This window comes from Microcoleus sp. B3-D2, from assembly GCF_036705345.1.
Classification (GTDB): Bacteria; Cyanobacteriota; Cyanobacteriia; order Cyanobacteriales; family Microcoleaceae; genus Microcoleus.
In genome coordinates this window covers 1-15,724 of sequence record NZ_JAUBUG010000078.1, presented here as the reverse complement: position 1 = coordinate 15,724, position 15,724 = coordinate 1, and the positions used below count along the sequence as shown (strand labels likewise).

At 47.5% G+C, this 15,724-nt stretch carries 15 protein-coding genes and 1 tRNA gene; 11 read left to right on the top strand and 5 right to left on the bottom strand.

Going from position 1 to position 15,724, the window contains the following annotated elements; translation table 11 throughout:
- Positions 1-67 precede the first annotated feature (67 nt).
- The 3 genes from QUB14_RS23695 (at position 68) to QUB14_RS23685 (ending at position 2,905) form a co-directional block, all read left to right on the top strand.
- A complete protein-coding gene (locus QUB14_RS23695) occupies positions 68-970 on the top strand; it encodes a hypothetical protein (RefSeq protein WP_333219890.1) in 903 nt (300 codons plus the stop codon).
- A gap of 208 nt (positions 971-1,178) precedes the next feature.
- Positions 1,179-2,120 carry a glutathione S-transferase C-terminal domain-containing protein gene (locus QUB14_RS23690; RefSeq protein ID WP_333219912.1) on the top strand — a complete coding sequence of 314 codons (942 nt, stop codon included), beginning with the start codon at positions 1,179-1,181 and terminating at the stop codon, positions 2,118-2,120.
- Positions 2,121-2,365: 245 nt separating this feature from the next.
- The gene (locus QUB14_RS23685) at positions 2,366-2,905 is read left to right on the top strand and encodes an REP-associated tyrosine transposase (RefSeq protein ID WP_333219892.1); all 540 of its coding nucleotides are present in this window, start codon (positions 2,366-2,368) and stop codon (positions 2,903-2,905) included.
- 178 nt (positions 2,906-3,083) lie between these two features.
- Here QUB14_RS23685 and QUB14_RS23680 read toward each other — a convergent pair whose 3' ends face one another.
- Both QUB14_RS23680 and thyD read right to left on the bottom strand, forming a co-directional pair.
- Positions 3,084-4,139: a nucleotidyl transferase AbiEii/AbiGii toxin family protein gene (locus QUB14_RS23680; protein WP_333219894.1), complete on the bottom strand. Its 1,056-nt coding sequence runs from the start codon at positions 4,137-4,139 to the stop codon at positions 3,084-3,086.
- Positions 4,140-4,284: 145 nt separating this feature from the next.
- Positions 4,285-5,211 (bottom strand): thylakoid membrane protein ThyD, encoded by a 927-nt coding sequence (thyD, locus tag QUB14_RS23675; protein WP_333219896.1) that lies wholly within the window; start codon positions 5,209-5,211, stop codon positions 4,285-4,287.
- 148 nt (positions 5,212-5,359) lie between these two features.
- On the opposite strand from thyD, the gene QUB14_RS23670 reads away from it, so the two are divergent.
- Positions 5,360-6,991 carry a DUF3352 domain-containing protein gene (locus QUB14_RS23670; protein WP_333219898.1) on the top strand — a complete coding sequence of 544 codons (1,632 nt, stop codon included), beginning with the start codon at positions 5,360-5,362 and terminating at the stop codon, positions 6,989-6,991.
- Positions 6,992-7,163: 172 nt separating this feature from the next.
- Here the strand turns inward: QUB14_RS23670 and QUB14_RS23665 are convergent, their stop codons facing one another.
- The 3 genes from QUB14_RS23665 to QUB14_RS23655 all read right to left on the bottom strand — a co-directional run bounded on the left by QUB14_RS23665 (position 7,164) and on the right by QUB14_RS23655 (position 8,415).
- On the bottom strand, positions 7,164-7,361 hold the full coding sequence (locus QUB14_RS23665; RefSeq protein ID WP_006632682.1) for a hypothetical protein: 198 nt from the start codon (positions 7,359-7,361) through the stop codon (positions 7,164-7,166).
- Positions 7,362-7,557: 196 nt separating this feature from the next.
- Complete coding sequence (locus QUB14_RS23660; RefSeq protein WP_006632681.1) at positions 7,558-7,974, bottom strand: tetratricopeptide repeat protein; 417 nt, start codon at positions 7,972-7,974, stop codon at positions 7,558-7,560.
- An 87-nt stretch (positions 7,975-8,061) separates the two neighbouring features.
- Entirely contained in the window at positions 8,062-8,415 is a 354-nt protein-coding gene (locus tag QUB14_RS23655; RefSeq protein WP_006632680.1) for a HesB/IscA family protein, read from the bottom strand.
- Positions 8,416-8,660: 245 nt separating this feature from the next.
- On the opposite strand from QUB14_RS23655, the gene QUB14_RS23650 reads away from it, so the two are divergent.
- The 7 genes from QUB14_RS23650 to QUB14_RS23620 all read left to right on the top strand — a co-directional run bounded on the left by QUB14_RS23650 (position 8,661) and on the right by QUB14_RS23620 (position 15,644).
- Entirely contained in the window at positions 8,661-10,307 is a 1,647-nt protein-coding gene (locus QUB14_RS23650; RefSeq protein ID WP_333219900.1) for a DUF6930 domain-containing protein, read from the top strand.
- A gap of 108 nt (positions 10,308-10,415) precedes the next feature.
- The gene (locus QUB14_RS23645) at positions 10,416-10,670 is read left to right on the top strand and encodes a hypothetical protein (RefSeq protein WP_333219902.1); all 255 of its coding nucleotides are present in this window, start codon (positions 10,416-10,418) and stop codon (positions 10,668-10,670) included.
- Positions 10,660-11,031 carry a type II toxin-antitoxin system PemK/MazF family toxin gene (locus tag QUB14_RS23640; protein WP_333219904.1) on the top strand — a complete coding sequence of 124 codons (372 nt, stop codon included), beginning with the start codon at positions 10,660-10,662 and terminating at the stop codon, positions 11,029-11,031. Before QUB14_RS23645 ends, QUB14_RS23640 begins: the two co-directional genes overlap by 11 nt.
- A gap of 60 nt (positions 11,032-11,091) precedes the next feature.
- A complete protein-coding gene (gene zds / locus QUB14_RS23635; protein WP_333219907.1) occupies positions 11,092-12,528 on the top strand; it encodes a 9,9'-di-cis-zeta-carotene desaturase in 1,437 nt (478 codons plus the stop codon).
- A gap of 175 nt (positions 12,529-12,703) precedes the next feature.
- Positions 12,704-13,150, top strand: a complete 447-nt coding sequence (locus tag QUB14_RS23630) for an SRPBCC family protein (RefSeq protein ID WP_190662856.1) — start codon at positions 12,704-12,706, stop codon at positions 13,148-13,150.
- A gap of 259 nt (positions 13,151-13,409) precedes the next feature.
- Positions 13,410-15,485 carry a serine/threonine-protein kinase gene (locus QUB14_RS23625; RefSeq protein ID WP_333219910.1) on the top strand — a complete coding sequence of 692 codons (2,076 nt, stop codon included), beginning with the start codon at positions 13,410-13,412 and terminating at the stop codon, positions 15,483-15,485.
- Between the two features lie 85 nt (positions 15,486-15,570).
- Positions 15,571-15,644, top strand: a tRNA-Val gene (locus tag QUB14_RS23620).
- Positions 15,645-15,724: the final 80 nt, after the last annotated feature.

The window sequence follows — 15,724 nt, the reverse complement described above, 5'->3', positions numbered from 1 at the left end:
AATCCCTTTGCCCGAAGTTGGAGTATTTGATAGAACATTTTTAAATCAGGCTATTCAGGAGTTTGCTGTGAGTAAATCTATTGCGGAACTGGTTGACAATTTGCCGTCTGGTGGCGTGACTGTGATGATGTTAAAATCTCTCGATTTTGTGGTTCCGGGGGAGTGGAATAATCTAACGGGTTTTGATAATACTATTCAAGCGGTTACAGGGGAAACAAAGCGCAAATTAGTTGGGAAAATTCGCGATCGCGCGATCGAGCTTTACGCTAACCCCAACGAGCCATATCAAGGCGTAGTCAGGCTTTACCAGTTAGCAGACAGCGCCGACAGTGCGTTAGGTGCAACGGCTATGGCGAATAAAATCGGCGAAAACATCGGCTTTCTTTCCTTTCTGAACCGCCTCACTCCCAAAGCTGACACAACTCAAACGATCGACTTGTGCGTCAAAGTGGCGATCGAGCTAATTGCCTACTGCAAACTTAACAACATTTCCCTTAACAATGTGGGAAGCTTTGGTAATTATTTATCTCATTACAAAGGCGAATCTCTGATGCGGATGGCTGCTTTAGTGTGTGCTGACGGTTTAATTCCCCTTGGCCCGGACTTCATTCGAGTAGCCCAAAATACCATAGGCGGATTGAATCCTTCAACCTTGCAGCAAAACTCAACATTCCAAAATATCAGCAACCTAATTCCCGGCGCTAATAATGCAGCAAAATTTGGATTCGTGACAACAACTTTCGCCTCAGCCCAAGGTTGGATGAACAATTTAGTACAGTCTCGCGGCTTAACTCCCGCCATAGTTTTAGGCCATCTCAAGCAATACATTGATGTTACTGATGACAAATTGGATTATGTGGCGGCGTTTTTAGACATGACTACCAATTATTACGAGCATACGGGAATTCAAACGGTTGCTCGCCGATTGATCGATCGAGCTTATGCTGAAATAGCCTCTGGCAGATCCTAGGAAAGTCCTTCCCAGCGGAGGGAACAGAGCGAGGCAGAGCCTCGGGATATGCGTTCCCAGGCAGAGCCTGGGGATGAGGGAAAAAACTTCGCAATGTGAGTTAAAATAAGCAGATTATGTTTAGCAAACCTCTTTTAATCGCATTGTGAAAAACAAATCGCTTCCTTCATCCGTAACAGTCAAGCTAGGCAAATTTGTCTGGACATCAATGTGGCAATTAATGATGTCAAAACTAGCGCCGCCCGATCGCACGGGAGCATACATTCGCCCCAGCAGCAGTTTCCGCAACTTTGTCAGCACTGCACCAGACAACCCTCACGGGCCCGCTGCGGGACGGTATCGCCTCTTCGTGGGTACGGGATGCCCTTGGGCGCACCGCACTCTGGTGACGAGGGCGCTCAAAGGGCTGGAAGATGCGATATCCGTGTCTATTGTCTATCCCTCTGAAGGGGGAATGTGGGTGATGGAGTCGGAGACTTTTGGCTGCAACACGATGCCGGAACTTTACCAGTTGGCTTTACCGGGCTATCAGGGGCGGTGTACGGTGCCGGTGCTGTGGGATGACTCGAAAAAGACGATCGTCAATAACGAGAGTTCGGAAATTATTGTGATGCTAAACTCGGAGTTTAACGAGTTTGCTAGCAATCCTCAAATGGATCTTTATCCTCTGGATTTGCGATCGCAAATTGACGAGTGGAATGAGAAGATTTACCAATCGGTGAATAACGGCGTTTATCGCTGCGGTTTCGCGCAATCTCAAGCTGCTTATGACTCGGCTTGCAGTGAATTGTTTGCTGTTTTAGACGAGATCGATCGATCGCTCTTGAGGAGTCGTTACCTTTGTGGCGATCGGGTGACATTAGCAGACGTGCGGCTTTTTACTACTCTATTCCGTTTTGATGCCGTTTACTACAGCTTATTCAAATGCAATGTGCGCCGCATTCAAGATTACGAGCATTTGGGAGCTTATCTGCGCGATTTGTACCAGTTACCGGGAGTTGCGGGCACTTGCGATTTGGAGGCTGTGAAGCGCGATTATTACGGCAATTTGTTCCCGCTCAATCCCGGCTGCATTATCCCCGCTGGGCCCGATCCGAGGAGTTTGCTCAAAGCTCACGATCGGGCAGGGCTCAGAAACCGGGTTTCTTAACAAAATCGGGCGTGAAGATGCCAGAATAATCGCAGAAACCCGGTTGCTTGGATGGTCGCGTGGGGAGCCAAAAACCTCATTTAGCTCGTTCCCAGGCTCTGCCTGGTAACGCATATCCAGAGGCTCCGCCTCGCCCTAACCCACCCACAAACCCTCAATTTCCGTAGTTCCCAGGCTCTGCCTGGTAACGCATATCCAGAGGCTCCGCCTCGCCCTAACCCACCCACAAACCCTCAATAGCCCCAATGGGAAGAAGTAGATACAAAGTAATATATTCCGACAACCAACCGCACTTTGTCACCTCTACAATTATCAACTGGATTCCTGTATTCTGTCAAGCAGAAATAGCACAAATAGTCTTAGATTCCTTAAGTTTTATGCAACGGGAGAAGCGTTTAGCTTTACACGGTTACGTGCTGATGGAAAATCACTTGCACTTAATCGTAACTTCTTCTGAAGTGTCAACGCAAATGAGAAATTTTAAATCATTTACAGCTCGCTCCATAATTGACTTGCTTGAAAAAAATCAAGTTACCAACATCCTCGATCAACTCGCATTCTATAAAAAGCTACACAAAAAAGACCAAAAATATCAGCTATGGCAAGAAGGGTTCCACCCGCAAGCTATTTTGGATGAGGCAATGCTGTTGCAAAAATTGGAGTATATCCACAATAATCCTGTTAGGCGCGGCTATGTTGACGATCCGGCTTGTTGGAGATATTCTAGTTATCGAAATTATATGGGTCAGGATGGATTGTTGCCAGTTGATTTGATTGATTTTTGAGTCGGATGATTTGTTTGAAGGAGCGAGGCAAAGCCTGTGGAAATGCGTTACCAGGCTCTTCCTGGTAAGGAGGGAAGGGGAAAAAGAAGGGAAAAGAGCGAGGCAGAGCCTCGGGAAATGCGTTACCAGGCAGAGCCTGTTAACGAGGAGAGCAATACCAAATCTCGCATCTAAGCATCTAATCTTCAAGCTTACTTGGGAATGAGGAAATAGTCTCGCTAAATGTCCTGACTGTTATTTGCCGGCCTAAATCCTGAGCTAGTAAATCGATACCGTCAATAACTTTATTTGGCTCTGCGATACTCAAAACCTCATAGCATTTTTCCCTATAATCGGGACGATCTTGGAAATACTGAATCGCTCGATCGAGCGGTTCCATAACTTGATAAGCTGCTTCCGCTTTGTCGATCGCCTCTTGGGGAATCGGAGTCGCTAACCTTTGAATAGCCAAGTCGATTAAATCTCTAGAATTTACCCGATCGACAGCCGGGCGATCGGCATTTGCCAACAACTTTTCTGCTATACAATCAATTTGATTCAAACAAGGAACAGGCGACCTATTTGGATAATTTGGTTCGCCAAACTCAATTCGCCCTTCACAAACCATCTCGAATTTAATAGTAGTCCCGTCAACAATAACAGGAAATCTTATCCCATACTGGTTGGCTTGAATATCGTTCGGGAGAACAATGCGTGAAGCTAAGCTATCCCCAAGGGAATCGCGACTAGCAAAAATCGCATCATAGCCTCCTTCGGCAACTTTTCGGCGCAGGAGACGGTAGCCATCATCCATCGAACACATAAAGTCAATATCCTGGCTCAACCGATATTCTCCGTGTTCCATACTTACCAGGGTTCTCCCGCCAAAATACGCCCGACATTCCTGTAGAAATTCGACATTCAAGTGGCTGAGTACAGTTAATATCTTTTGATGAATTTCGCGTTTCAACATTGCTTGAGAACTTACCCAATTTTCTGGATGTTTTGGCGAAAAACTGCTTCCCTGTTCCGCTATTAACCAAGACTGATAGTGTTGGCTGATTTGTTGAACAAAAGCCATTTCCTCAAAGCTAGGTGTTCCCAAAACTCCCCAATAATGCCAGCCAGATTCGTAGCGGCATAGCATTTCCTTGAAACTCAATTTTTTTACATCAGCAATTTGCCAGCAGATAGCTTGAAGGAATGGGAGTTCGGCGGGAATTGTCAACCCGGTTGCTATTTCTTGATGGTTCATCTGCTTTCGGGGAAAGCGAGGCAGAGCCTCTGGATATGCGTTACCAGGCAGAGCCTGGTAACGAGGATTTTTGTTGGAGTCCGCGCAGGCGGACTTTGTTTGTTTAGCCCCGAATTCTATTCGGCGGGTTCTATTCCGTAGGCTCCTAACTTCCCGATAAAATATCTTCTAGTGCTAATTTCAGCGTCGGATATTGATATTGAAAACCACTAGCTAAAGTTTGTTTAGGCAACACTTTCTGCCCTTCCAAAACAAGTTTTGCCCCGTCTCCCAAAAGCATTTCTAAAGCAAAACCTGGCACCGGCAACCAAGAAGGCCGCTTTAAAACTTCCCCTAAAGTTTGACACAATTCATTCATCCGCACCGGATTCGGTGCTGTCGCATTCAAAACGCCTTCAACTTGCGAATTTTGCAAAGCGTACAAAATTAAATCAACCACATCCTCGCGATGAACCCAAGAAAACCACTGTTTCCCACTACCCAGCGGCCCGCCTGCAAATAGTTTAAAAGGTGGCAGCATTTTTGCCAACGCGCCTCCCATTCCCAAAACTATCCCCAGCCGCAAAATTGCTAGCCGCGTTCCCGCATTTTTTGCAGGTTGGGCGGCTGCTTCCCAGTCTTTGCACACTGTTGCTAAAAAATCGTTTCCCGCGAGGCTCGTTTCGTCAAACTCAGCGGTTTCGCTGGTTCCGTAATAGCCGATCGCCGATGCGCTAACAAACACCGATGGTCTAGGATTAGCATTGACGATCGCCTCGACCAATTTTGCCGTCGTCAGTCTGCGACTGTCCAGAATTGCTTGCTGGCGCGCCTCCGTCCACCTTTCCTCCGCAATCGGAATCCCTGCTAAATTGACAACAGCGTCGCAGCCCGCGATCGACTTTTGCCAATCACCAGACTCCGCAGGAGTGTAGGCGACAACTTCCAAATTCGGATAAGCTGAAGCCGGAAAAACTCGGCCAGCCTTCGCCGCATCCCTGCTCAAAACCACCATTTGATGTCCCGCAGCTTGCAGCTTCTCCACCAGCCGGCTACCTACAAATCCCGTTGCTCCCGCGATCGCTACTTTCATCTTTTACCAATAATGCACAGTTCTAGCAGTTTAGACGATCGTCCAAACTTGTTTTGAATTATACAAAAATAAACAGCAGCCTCGATCGCCTCCCCACAAGCTTTCTGTATTTTGATTAAACTGATATGGGACGCGAGGAACACAAACCATGCCTGCAAAAAAATCAAAGCTTCTAATTGCTGCCTCCATCGCCGCAGCAGGTAGCGCTGCGGTCTACTTTTACTTCCAGGGTTTGAGCCAACAAGTATCTAACCCTCAAGACAGCGCCAAAGTTGTACCCGACGAAGCAATGATGGCCGCGTTCATATCCCCCAACCCCCAAGCTTTGGCCGTGTTGCAGCGATTTGGCACGCCTGGGGCTCAAAAGTTGGTCGGGATGGGTTTGAAGACCTTTCAAGAACAAAGCTTGGCAGGCACTCAAATCGACTTTGACAGGGACTTAAAGCCTTGGCTGGGGGGGGCGATGGTCGCTTTGTTGCCCCCTGATGCTGCGGCAAAAACCGAGCCTCCTAAGCTGCTGGTTGTAGTCAGCGTCAAGAATAAAATTAGCGCTTGGAATTTTGCCAATAAATTAAAATCTCAGCCCGGTGCAACAACTAAAGAAACCGAGTATAAAGGAGTTAAAATTTCTGAGATTGCAGAGCCAACCGGCAAGCGCTACAGTGTGGCTTTGCTGAACGACCAATTAGTGATGGCTCCTTTGAGAAAGCCTGTGGAATTGGCGATCGATACTTTTAAAGGAGAACCCTCCCTCGCCACGCAGCAGAGCACAACTAAGTTTTTTGCAGAGAGTGCTGGTGTCAAGAATCCGATCGCAACTGTTTATATTGCTGACTATCCGGCGGCACTTGAGCAATTGAAAGCTAATTTGCCCGCAGATATCCAGTTGCCTTGGACAGTGTTTTCACAGTTCAAACAAGTTAAGTCTTTGGTTGCGGGAATTGGAGCAGATAGTGAGGGATTGAGGGTAAAAACTATTGCTCAGTTAGACTCTAAATTCGTGCAGCCAAATCCACAATTCGCATCGAAATTGTTGCCCAGATTTCCGGATGAAACTATTGCTTTAGTCGGCGGCAAGGGAATCGATAAAATTTGGTCGCAAGCAACCGCTGAGGCAAAAGATAGCCCGGAAGTTGACAGGGGAGTTCAGCAGGTGAGGAATAGTTTTAAGCGGTTGGATCTGGATGCGGATCGTGATGTTTTTGGTTGGATGAACGGGGAATTTGCGATCGGGGCGATCGGTTCCAATCAAGGGATTTTGTCTCAGTTGGGGATGGGGGCGGCGATGATTTTTGAAACCAGCGATCGCCCTGCTGCAGAAGCAACCCTGAAAAAACTCGATGCGATCGCCAAAAGCAATCCTACAGTCAGCGTCGCCCCCAGACAAGTTCAAGGCAAAGAAGTTACGGAGTGGCAAATACCCCAGCAAGGCACTTTATTCGGGCACGGTTGGCTGAATGAAAATTCTGTGTTTGTAGCTTTCGGTGGGCCTTTAGTTGATGTGATTACTTCGACGCCACCGCAACCCTTAAGCAGCAGTCCGAGTTTTCAGGCGATCGCTACTTCTTTACCGCGGGCCAACCAAGGTTACTTTTACATAGATATGGAAAAAACCATGTCTTGGGCTAACCAATATTTGCTCGCAGTACAGCCAAATTTAGTTTCGCCGCCCGCTGCTGAATTGCTAAATTCTCTCCGAGGAGTTAGCGTAGCCACAGCTTCTAAACAACCGACAACTGCTGAGTTAGAGATGCTTTTTGCGTTCAAATCTAACAATTAGGGAATTTGTAATCGCTAATTTGTAATCAGTAATTCTTCCTTAATTCTTTCTATCCGTTAAATCCCGTACACCGCTTTGTTGTCGGACTTTTTTCTGACCAAAAAAAGATGCTGCCCTCCACAGAGGGCAGCTACTCAAATAAAGCATCTTAAAGTCTCTCAAAACTTCAGAATTAACCTTCAGACATTCCGGATTTATTCGGCAATTGCAAGTCATCAGGATCTACGTAGTGACAAACTGCTTTGTCCATGCAAATCAAGGCCCAGCCGGATTTATCGATGCTCATCAACTTGTAAGAAGCTGGCTGAATAAAGAAACCTTTGTGGTTGCGGGTTGCTGGTTTGATGTTAACGTGGCTGTCAGTGCTCATGTTTGTACAACTCCTAGTATTATGGTAGAAAAATCTGAAAACCGCTGAGCGGGTTTGTGAATCGTCTAAGTTTTCAAATACTAGCACTGACTTTCTGAGTTTTCCATAAAGTTATTTATTGATTTATTACGATATCGTAATAAACCGCAAAATCGATTTCCTCGATCCCCGCCCAAAAATCGACTTGTTTGCCTGGTTACGGCTCCAGAAGCCACTGTTTAACGCGGGCGAGACTCTTCCAGTCGGGTTTTCTCTTTAATCCTTCTTCAAAATTTTTTTTAACTTCGTCGAGCAACTCTTCGGAAGCCATCACTAATTGCTGAGCCACTTCTACGTGGGGGCGCACTCCTTTATCTTTGAGATCCAGGATCGCTACTGCTAGGTTGATGCGAGCTTGGGGGTCGTGAGGGTTCAATTTAACGGCTGTTTTCGCTGCCTTTTGAGCCGGTGCAGGTTTATTTTCCAACAGGTAGAGCCACGCAAGGCTAGCCCAGGCATTGCCATTTTTGGGAGCTTTTTCGCACACTTCTTTAAACACGGGGATCAGATTAGCCGGGGCTTCGCCAGCTTGGTAGCGATCGAAACCGTCTTTAAACAATTCTTCAGGGGTCATTCGATTTTAGATTTTAGATTTGGGATGTTGCACGGAAAAGGGCATGGGGCAGTTAACAACTTCCTGCCCCATGCCCTCTTTTCCGATTTATGTAGAAAAAGAACTGCCACAACCGCAAGTTTGAGTTGCGTTGGGGTTCGTAAACTGAAAGCCGCCCCCGATCATAGCATCGCTGAAGTCGAGAACCAAACCGTAGAGATAAAGAATGCTCTTGCGATCGCAAACTACCTGAAAACCGTCGTAGTCGAACACTTCATCGTCGGATTTCACGGTGCTGGGATCTGCGAAATCCATCACGTAGGACATTCCAGAGCAGCCGCCCTGGCGCACCCCTACCCGCAAGCAGAGGTCTTTACCTTGTTTTTCTCTCAGGGCTAAAACTTGACGGACAGCAGAGTCCGTCATTTGAATGCCGCGCTTTTCAGAAATGGCTTGAGTCATAATTTGCCGAACTCCTGAGACTGTCTAATGCAAAGAGTTTAATCTTATTGCTCCATTGTACAGGCATTCGCCAGAAGGCATTCGGTTAGATGCTGAAGGCAGAATTTTTAGCTTCTAATTTTTAATTCCTGTGGGGCCTCGTTCCCAAGCTCGATGCCCTCTCCCCCTATAGGGTTTATGATTGATAAGCAGCGGTTGACCGGCTACCGGCACCGCAACAATGCTTCACCCAACGGGCTTACTCTATGGCAGCGCTGAATCGCACTACTCTTCGTCGGCTACAAAACTTACCTCAAATTCCCAGCGTGTGGGAGGGCGATCGCCGACCCTTATCTAATGCTGACTCACACCTGATGATAGATGACGATGACGTTCTAGAAGCGGGTGGCGAGTGCATTCTCTGGGTCGATGGCTCCGAGGGAGTCGTGAGGGCTATGGACATGGTAGGCCCAGATGCCGGCCCAGAGGCGATCGTCCGGGCCCTGCTACGGGCAATGGAACATCCCCAAAGTCCGGCTCCCGCAGGTCGGCCCCAAAAAATAGTAGTCAAAAACCGAGAAATTCAATTTTATCTGCGGGGCGTACTTCAAGATTTAAGTATTTCCATTGACTACGTGCCGGAATTGCCCTTAATTGACGAAATATTTCGCGGCATGGAAGAGGTCGCGATCAACAGGCCTCCTGAGTTGCCCCCTCAGTATGCTGAAGTTTTAATGGAAAAAGCTGCTCAAATTTGGCAAGATGCTCCGTGGCGGACTTTGAGGGAGCACCAAATTATATCTATTGAAATCAATCAGTGGGATGTCGCCAGCCTCTACGTGTCCGTATTGGGGCAAGGCAGAATGGATTACGGAGTTTTACTGTACCGCTCTCTAGAATCCTTGAAGCGGTTTCGAGAACGAGTCGTCAATGATGAATCTTTTGAAGATTTAGAACAGGCTTTTTTAGGGCAAGACTGTTTGTTTCTCACCTTTGAAAGTGCTGGAGATATTGATGAGGACGACGAAGAAGAAATTGATTTAGCCGATTTGCCTCCATCGGAAATTGAACCAAATTTTGGCAACCTGCATCCTTTAGAAGGATTGCGATCGATTCTGTACGAAGAAGAAGCCCTGACGATGTTAGTTGCTCTGGAAGCATTTCACCGCTTTTTCCGCAACGGCCGCCGGAAATTGGGATCGGACACTTTTCCCAGTCTTAGCAGCCGCTACCGCATCCCAGTTCCGCAGCCTGACGGAGAAATTCAACAGGTATCCGTTAAAGTTTCAACGATGCCGGATGTGTCAGACGAATTATTACAGATGCTCGGTGATGATGACGGTGATGACGATGATGATGATGAATTTGAAATGCCACTGCTGCGGGACGATTTGGTGCCGCAAAATTCATTTTTGAGTCTCGGCGCCGTACCTTGGGAAACGGTAGAGTTCCTGCGCGAAAGTGTCCAGTTTCACCAAGGTGCAGAAATGGATATTAATACCGCCGGAGATGGTTTGCCGGTGGTGATGATCCAAACTTCTCATCCGAAGGCAAAAACTATGATTCAGGATTTGAAAGAAGCTGGAGGGGTCAAGGCAATTGGTTTTAATCCGGGTGAAAATCCTTTTCAGGATGAGCAATACGACTTGGGTATTTTGCAAACTAAAAATGGGGATATGTATTTGTTTGGGGAGTTTAATGAAGACGATCCGGTGCATCAGGAAGCTCGCAAGAAGTGGGATCGCCGCTGTAAATCAACGAACGGTTGGTGCGGTTTGATTATTGCTAAAGGGTTGATGGGTGCTTCTCGCGGTCAGCCTCAGTTTAAGGATATGGTGGCTTTGCTTGAGGTGCGCTGGGTGTCTGCTAAAGAGTTGGGAATTGGGCCGCTTCAGTTGATGCCGATGTTTTGAAGGAAGAAGGAAGAAGGAAGAAGGAAGAAGGAAGAAAGAATATGTAAAAGTAATTTGTAAGGTGCGCCCGAGCGCACCATTGTTTTTAAATTATTAAGGAGAATGTTTATGTCAAATTCTACTCAAAAGCGAGAAGTGTTAGTCGCCCTTGATGCTGAATTCGCGGAGAAAATAGACCAACTTACTGATGATTGGACGGAGGCGATCGAACAAGCTCTCCGTCTCTGGTACGCTAAGCAAATAGAAGATAAGTTGCGGAAGTTTTATCAAAGTCGCAGCCCAGAAGATATTGAGGAGGAAAAAGAGTGGTTTAATTTTGTAGAAGAACAGATAGAAGAAACATGGAACAGCGATGGACTCTAACTCAACAGCAAAAACTTATCCCCGCCAAGGTGAGATTTATCTTTCAAGGGCTTTACGTCAGTTAGGAGATACAAAAAAAAGACCTGTTGTTGTGGTTTCTCCCGATATCCGCAACGAGTTTACCGATTCTGTAATTGTTGTTCCTTTCACAAGTAACCTTGCCGGAGTAGAAAATCCTACTCGTGTCTTGATTCCTGCGGGTGAGGGAGGATTGCAAGCTGATTCTCTAGCTGTATGTGAAAACGTTTCTGCTTTGCGGCAGACATTCCTAGAACAAGGCCCTTACGGTCAACTTAGTGCCGATGTCCTAGCAAGAATTCAGAGGGCTATACAAGTGTCGATCGGCATTTATGAACTTTGAATGTTTCGGAAATTCTAAATTTTGTTACAATTTGTAAAAATACTGTAAAGGATAGGTAAAATGCGGGTTGCGATCGCAGGTGCGGGACTGGCTGGAATGACCACAGCAGTCGATTTAGTGGATGCCGGCCACGAAGTAGAAATTTTTGAATCCCGCCCCTTTGTCGGCGGCAAAGTCGGAAGTTGGGTAGATCCCGACGGCAATCACGTTGAAATGGGTTTGCACGTCTTCTTCGGCTGCTATTATAACTTATTTGCGCTGATGAAAAAAGTGGGAGCTTTTGACGATTTGCTCCTCAAAGAACACGTCCACACTTTTATTAATCGAGGCGGCGAAACAGGTTCTTTAGATTTCCGCTTTCCCGTGGGTGCTCCTTTGCACGGTTTGAAGGCGTTTTTCACGACATCTCAGCTATCCGTACAAGACAAAATTCAAAATGCGATCGCCCTGGGAACTAGCCCGATCGTCCGAGGTTTGATAGACTTTGACGGGGCAATGAAAACTATCCGCGATTTGGATAAAGTTAGCTTTGCTGAATGGTTCCGCAGTCAAGGTGGCAACCAAAACTCGCTCAAAAGAATGTGGAATCCGATCGCCTACGCACTGGGTTTTATCGACACTGAAAATATTTCTGCCCGGTGTATGTTGACAATCTTTCAATTTTTTGCATCAAAAACCGAAGCCTCTGTCATGCGGATGCTGGCTGGTTCTCCCAACGAATATTTGCACAAACCAATTGTGGAATATTTGGAAAGCAAAGGAACGAAAATCCACACGCGGCGCAGAGTCCGAGAAATTCAGTTTGAAGAAGGTGAAGAAACCCGCGTAACAGGCTTGGTAGTAGCTAACGGCGATACAGAAGAAAATATTACCGCAGACGCTTACGTTTTCGCCTGCGACGTGCCAGGAATTCAGAAAATATTGCCCCCAGCTTGGCGGAAATGGTCGGAATTTGACAACATTTACAAATTGGATGCTGTGCCGGTCGCTACAGTACAATTGCGGTTCGACGGTTGGGTAACGGAACTGGAAGACGAAGCCAAGCGCAAACAGTTGAGCCACGCTGTAGGAATCGATAATTTGCTATATTCAGCAGATGCAGATTTTTCTTGTTTTGCAGATTTGGCCCTAACAAGTCCCAAAGATTATTATCAAGAAGGACAAGGTTCGCTGCTGCAGTTGGTGCTGACACCGGGAGATCCGTTTATTAAACAAAGCAATGAGGCGATCGCCCAACACGTACTTAAGCAAGTTCAGGATTTATTCCCGTCTGCGCGGGAATTAAACATGACTTGGTACAGTGTAGTTAAGCTCGCTCAATCTTTGTATCGCGAAGCACCGGGAATGGATGTTTTCCGCCCTGCTCAAAAAACTCCGATCGCCAATTTCTTTCTAGCAGGAAGTTACACTCAGCAAGACTACATTGATAGCATGGAAGGAGCGACACTTTCCGGCCATCAAGCCGCTAAGGCAATTCTCGAAGCTTACAGTCATTAATCATTAGTCCTCTCTCGTTTTCTCTCGTTCCCAGGCTATGCCTGGGAATGCCTATCAGGTGGCTCCGCTTCCAGTATTTAGACAGAAAACGCGAGGCAGAGCCTCTAGAAATGCGTTACCAGGCAGAGCCTGGGAAGCAGAAATCTAAAATCTAAAATCTAAAATCTAAAATCGCATGACTGATTGGTTAGAACACAGCGTCCAAGTAGAAGTAGCAATTCCCATCGAATTAGCGTGGCAACTCTGGTCAGACTTAGAGCAAATGCCGCGCTGGATGAAGTGGATCGAATCAGTTCGCATTCTCGAAGACAACCCGGAATTATCGCGCTGGAAACTCGCCACTGGCGGGTTAGAATTTAGCTGGCTTTCTCGGATTCTCAAAGTAGTGCCGAATCAGATAATTCAGTGGGAATCGGTAGACGGTTTGCCAAATCGGGGTGCTATAAGATTTTACGATCGCAAAAACAGCAGCATTGTCAAACTGACGGTAGCTTATGGAGTTCCCGGCTGGCTGGCAAAATTGATGGACAATTCATTTCTAGCGCGAGTAGTTGAATCGACTCTTATGGCTGACTTGGAAAGGTTTAAAGAGTATGCTCTGGAAGTGAAAGCGACATCTTAAATTATGAGGACTAAAGTCATGACTACTAACCAGTTTGTAGTAAGGACTTCAGTCCTTTAATTTCTAATTTAGAACTTAGGCACCCGAACAAAGAAAGCGGGTTTTTGAACCGAGATTGAAAGTTTGAAGCAAATATTTTGGTTAAAAACGCGGTTTCTGGTCGCCCGTGCGTCCAGGACTATAATTGTAACGCGAGAGTCGATCGTCCTTTGGCATCAGTATCATAGAGATGTGCTGCTGATTCCTTCTCGGTTCAGTTATGAGTTACTGCCTAAACCCCGCTTGTCACAACCCGCAAAATGCCGATCGTACCCAATTCTGCCTGAATTGCGGCTCCAAACTGTTGCTGAGAGAGCGTTACCGCGCCATCAAACCCCTCGGGCGCGGCGGTTTTGGTCGCACTTTTTTAGCAGTAGACGAAGACAAACCCTCAAAACCGCGCTGTGCAATTAAACAGTTTTTCCCGCTATCTCAAGGTACCAGCAGCAGCGAAAAAGCAGCAGAATTATTCAACCGAGAAGCGGTGCGGCTGGACGAATTGGGGAAACACCCGCAAATTCCCGAACTGCTGGCGCACTTTCAGCAGGAACGCTATCAGTATTTGGTACAGGAATTTATAGAAGGTCAGAATTTACAGGAAGAGTTGGCGCGGACTGGGCCTTTCAGCGAAAGTCAGATTCTCAGTCTGCTGAAGGATTTATTGCCAGTATTGCAGTTCGTGCACGATCGCAGTGTAATTCACCGAGATATTAAACCGCCCAACATTATCCGGCGCCGCATTTCTAAAACTCCCATCATTTATACTTACCCAGCATTAACCGGGGAATTAGTTTTAGTTGATTTTGGCGCTGCAAAAGTTGTGGAGGGTTTGAGAGAAACCGGTACAGTCATCGGTTCTCCCGAATTTGTGGCGCCCGAACAAATTAGAGGTCAAGCGGTTTATGCCAGCGATTTGTACAGTTTGGGAGTAACTTGCATTTATTTGCTAACTCAAATATCTCCTTTTGATTTGTTTGATATTAATCAAGATGTTTGGGTTTGGCGAGACTTTTTGAAGGTTCCAATGGATCCGAAATTAAGTCGCATCCTCGACAAAATGATCGAATCGAGTCTCAGTCGGCGCTACAAATCTGTAGCTGAGGTATTGAAAGATTTGCAGCCGCAGCAGTCGGCGGGGGCGGGCACGGGGGCACCGCCCCTACCAGCGCCTAAAATTTCCGTGCCGCAGAGGACGCCGGTGGTGCAGAATGCAGTGCCGCCAACGCTTGCAGGCACAATCATACCTGTGCCGCCGATGCAGCGGGTTGTACCCGCAGGCGCGCCTACTTGGAGGTGTGTTCATACTCTGGTAGGGCATTCTAATGCTGTCACGTCGGTAGTTTTCAGTCCTGATGGCGCGATTTTAGCTAGCGGCAGTGAGGACAAAACGATTGAGATGTGGAAGTTGGACGCGGGTAAGCGGTGGTACACTCTCACGGGTCATTCTGACTGGGTGACTTGTGTAGCGTTTAGTCCTGATGGCGCGAGTTTGGCTAGTGGCGGCCGGGACAAAATGATTCATATTTGGGATTTGAATAAGGGTAAGTGGTGGTACGCTTTGGCTGGTCATTCTGACAGGGTTTCTGCTGTGGCGTTTAGTCGGGACGGTCAGGTTTTGGCTAGCGGCAGTCGGGACAAAACTGTGCAGTTGTGGAATTTGAATAAGGGAAGGCGGATGTCGGCTTTGACTGGTCACGCTGGCGGGGTGGAGGCGGTGGCTTTTAGTGCTGGCGGGGAGTTTTTGGCTAGCGGCAGCCGGGACAAGACTGTGCAGTTGTGGGATTGGCAAAAGGGTCGATCGATTTGTACTTTAGCAGAGCACGGGGATTGGGTGCGGGCGATCGTTTTTGCGACCCCCCCCAGCCCCCCCTTACCAAGGGGGGGAGTAGGAGAGGGATTGACTTCCTCTGTCTCCCCTGCCGGTCAGACCCCCCCCAGCCCCCCCTTGGTAAGGGGGGGAGTAGGAGAAGGATTGATTTTGGCGACGGGGAGTCGGGATGGTACGGCGAAGCTGTGGCGGGTGGATGCACAAGGGCGAGGGACGCTGTGGCGGAGTATGAGGGACAATTCTGGGGATGTTTTGTGTCTGGCGTTGAGTCCCGAGGGTCGGGTTTTGGCGACGGGGAGTCGGGATGGCACGATTTATTTGTGGGATGCGGGTACGGGGGGTTTGCTGGAAATTCTGACGGGCCACAGGGGGGAGGTTTTGTCGGTGGCGTTTAGTCCTGATGGGGGGAGTTTGGCTAGCGGTGCGGGCGATCGAACTGTGAAGATTTGGCGGGGGATTGGGCATTAGGGGCGAGGTCAAGAGTGCCTGCTTAAAAATCTTATATTTATGCTTGACAGGCGATCGAGTGTTCTGCTACATTAGGAATTCGTGAGGACGCATAGCTCAGTTGGTTAGAGCACTACGTTGACATCGTAGGGGTCACTGGTTCGAGTCCAGTTGTGTCCATAGTTAGGGCTTGCTGAATAAGTTAAGAAAAATCACGATAGCAATTGAGGAATGATTCAAGTTCAGCGACACATAATTTT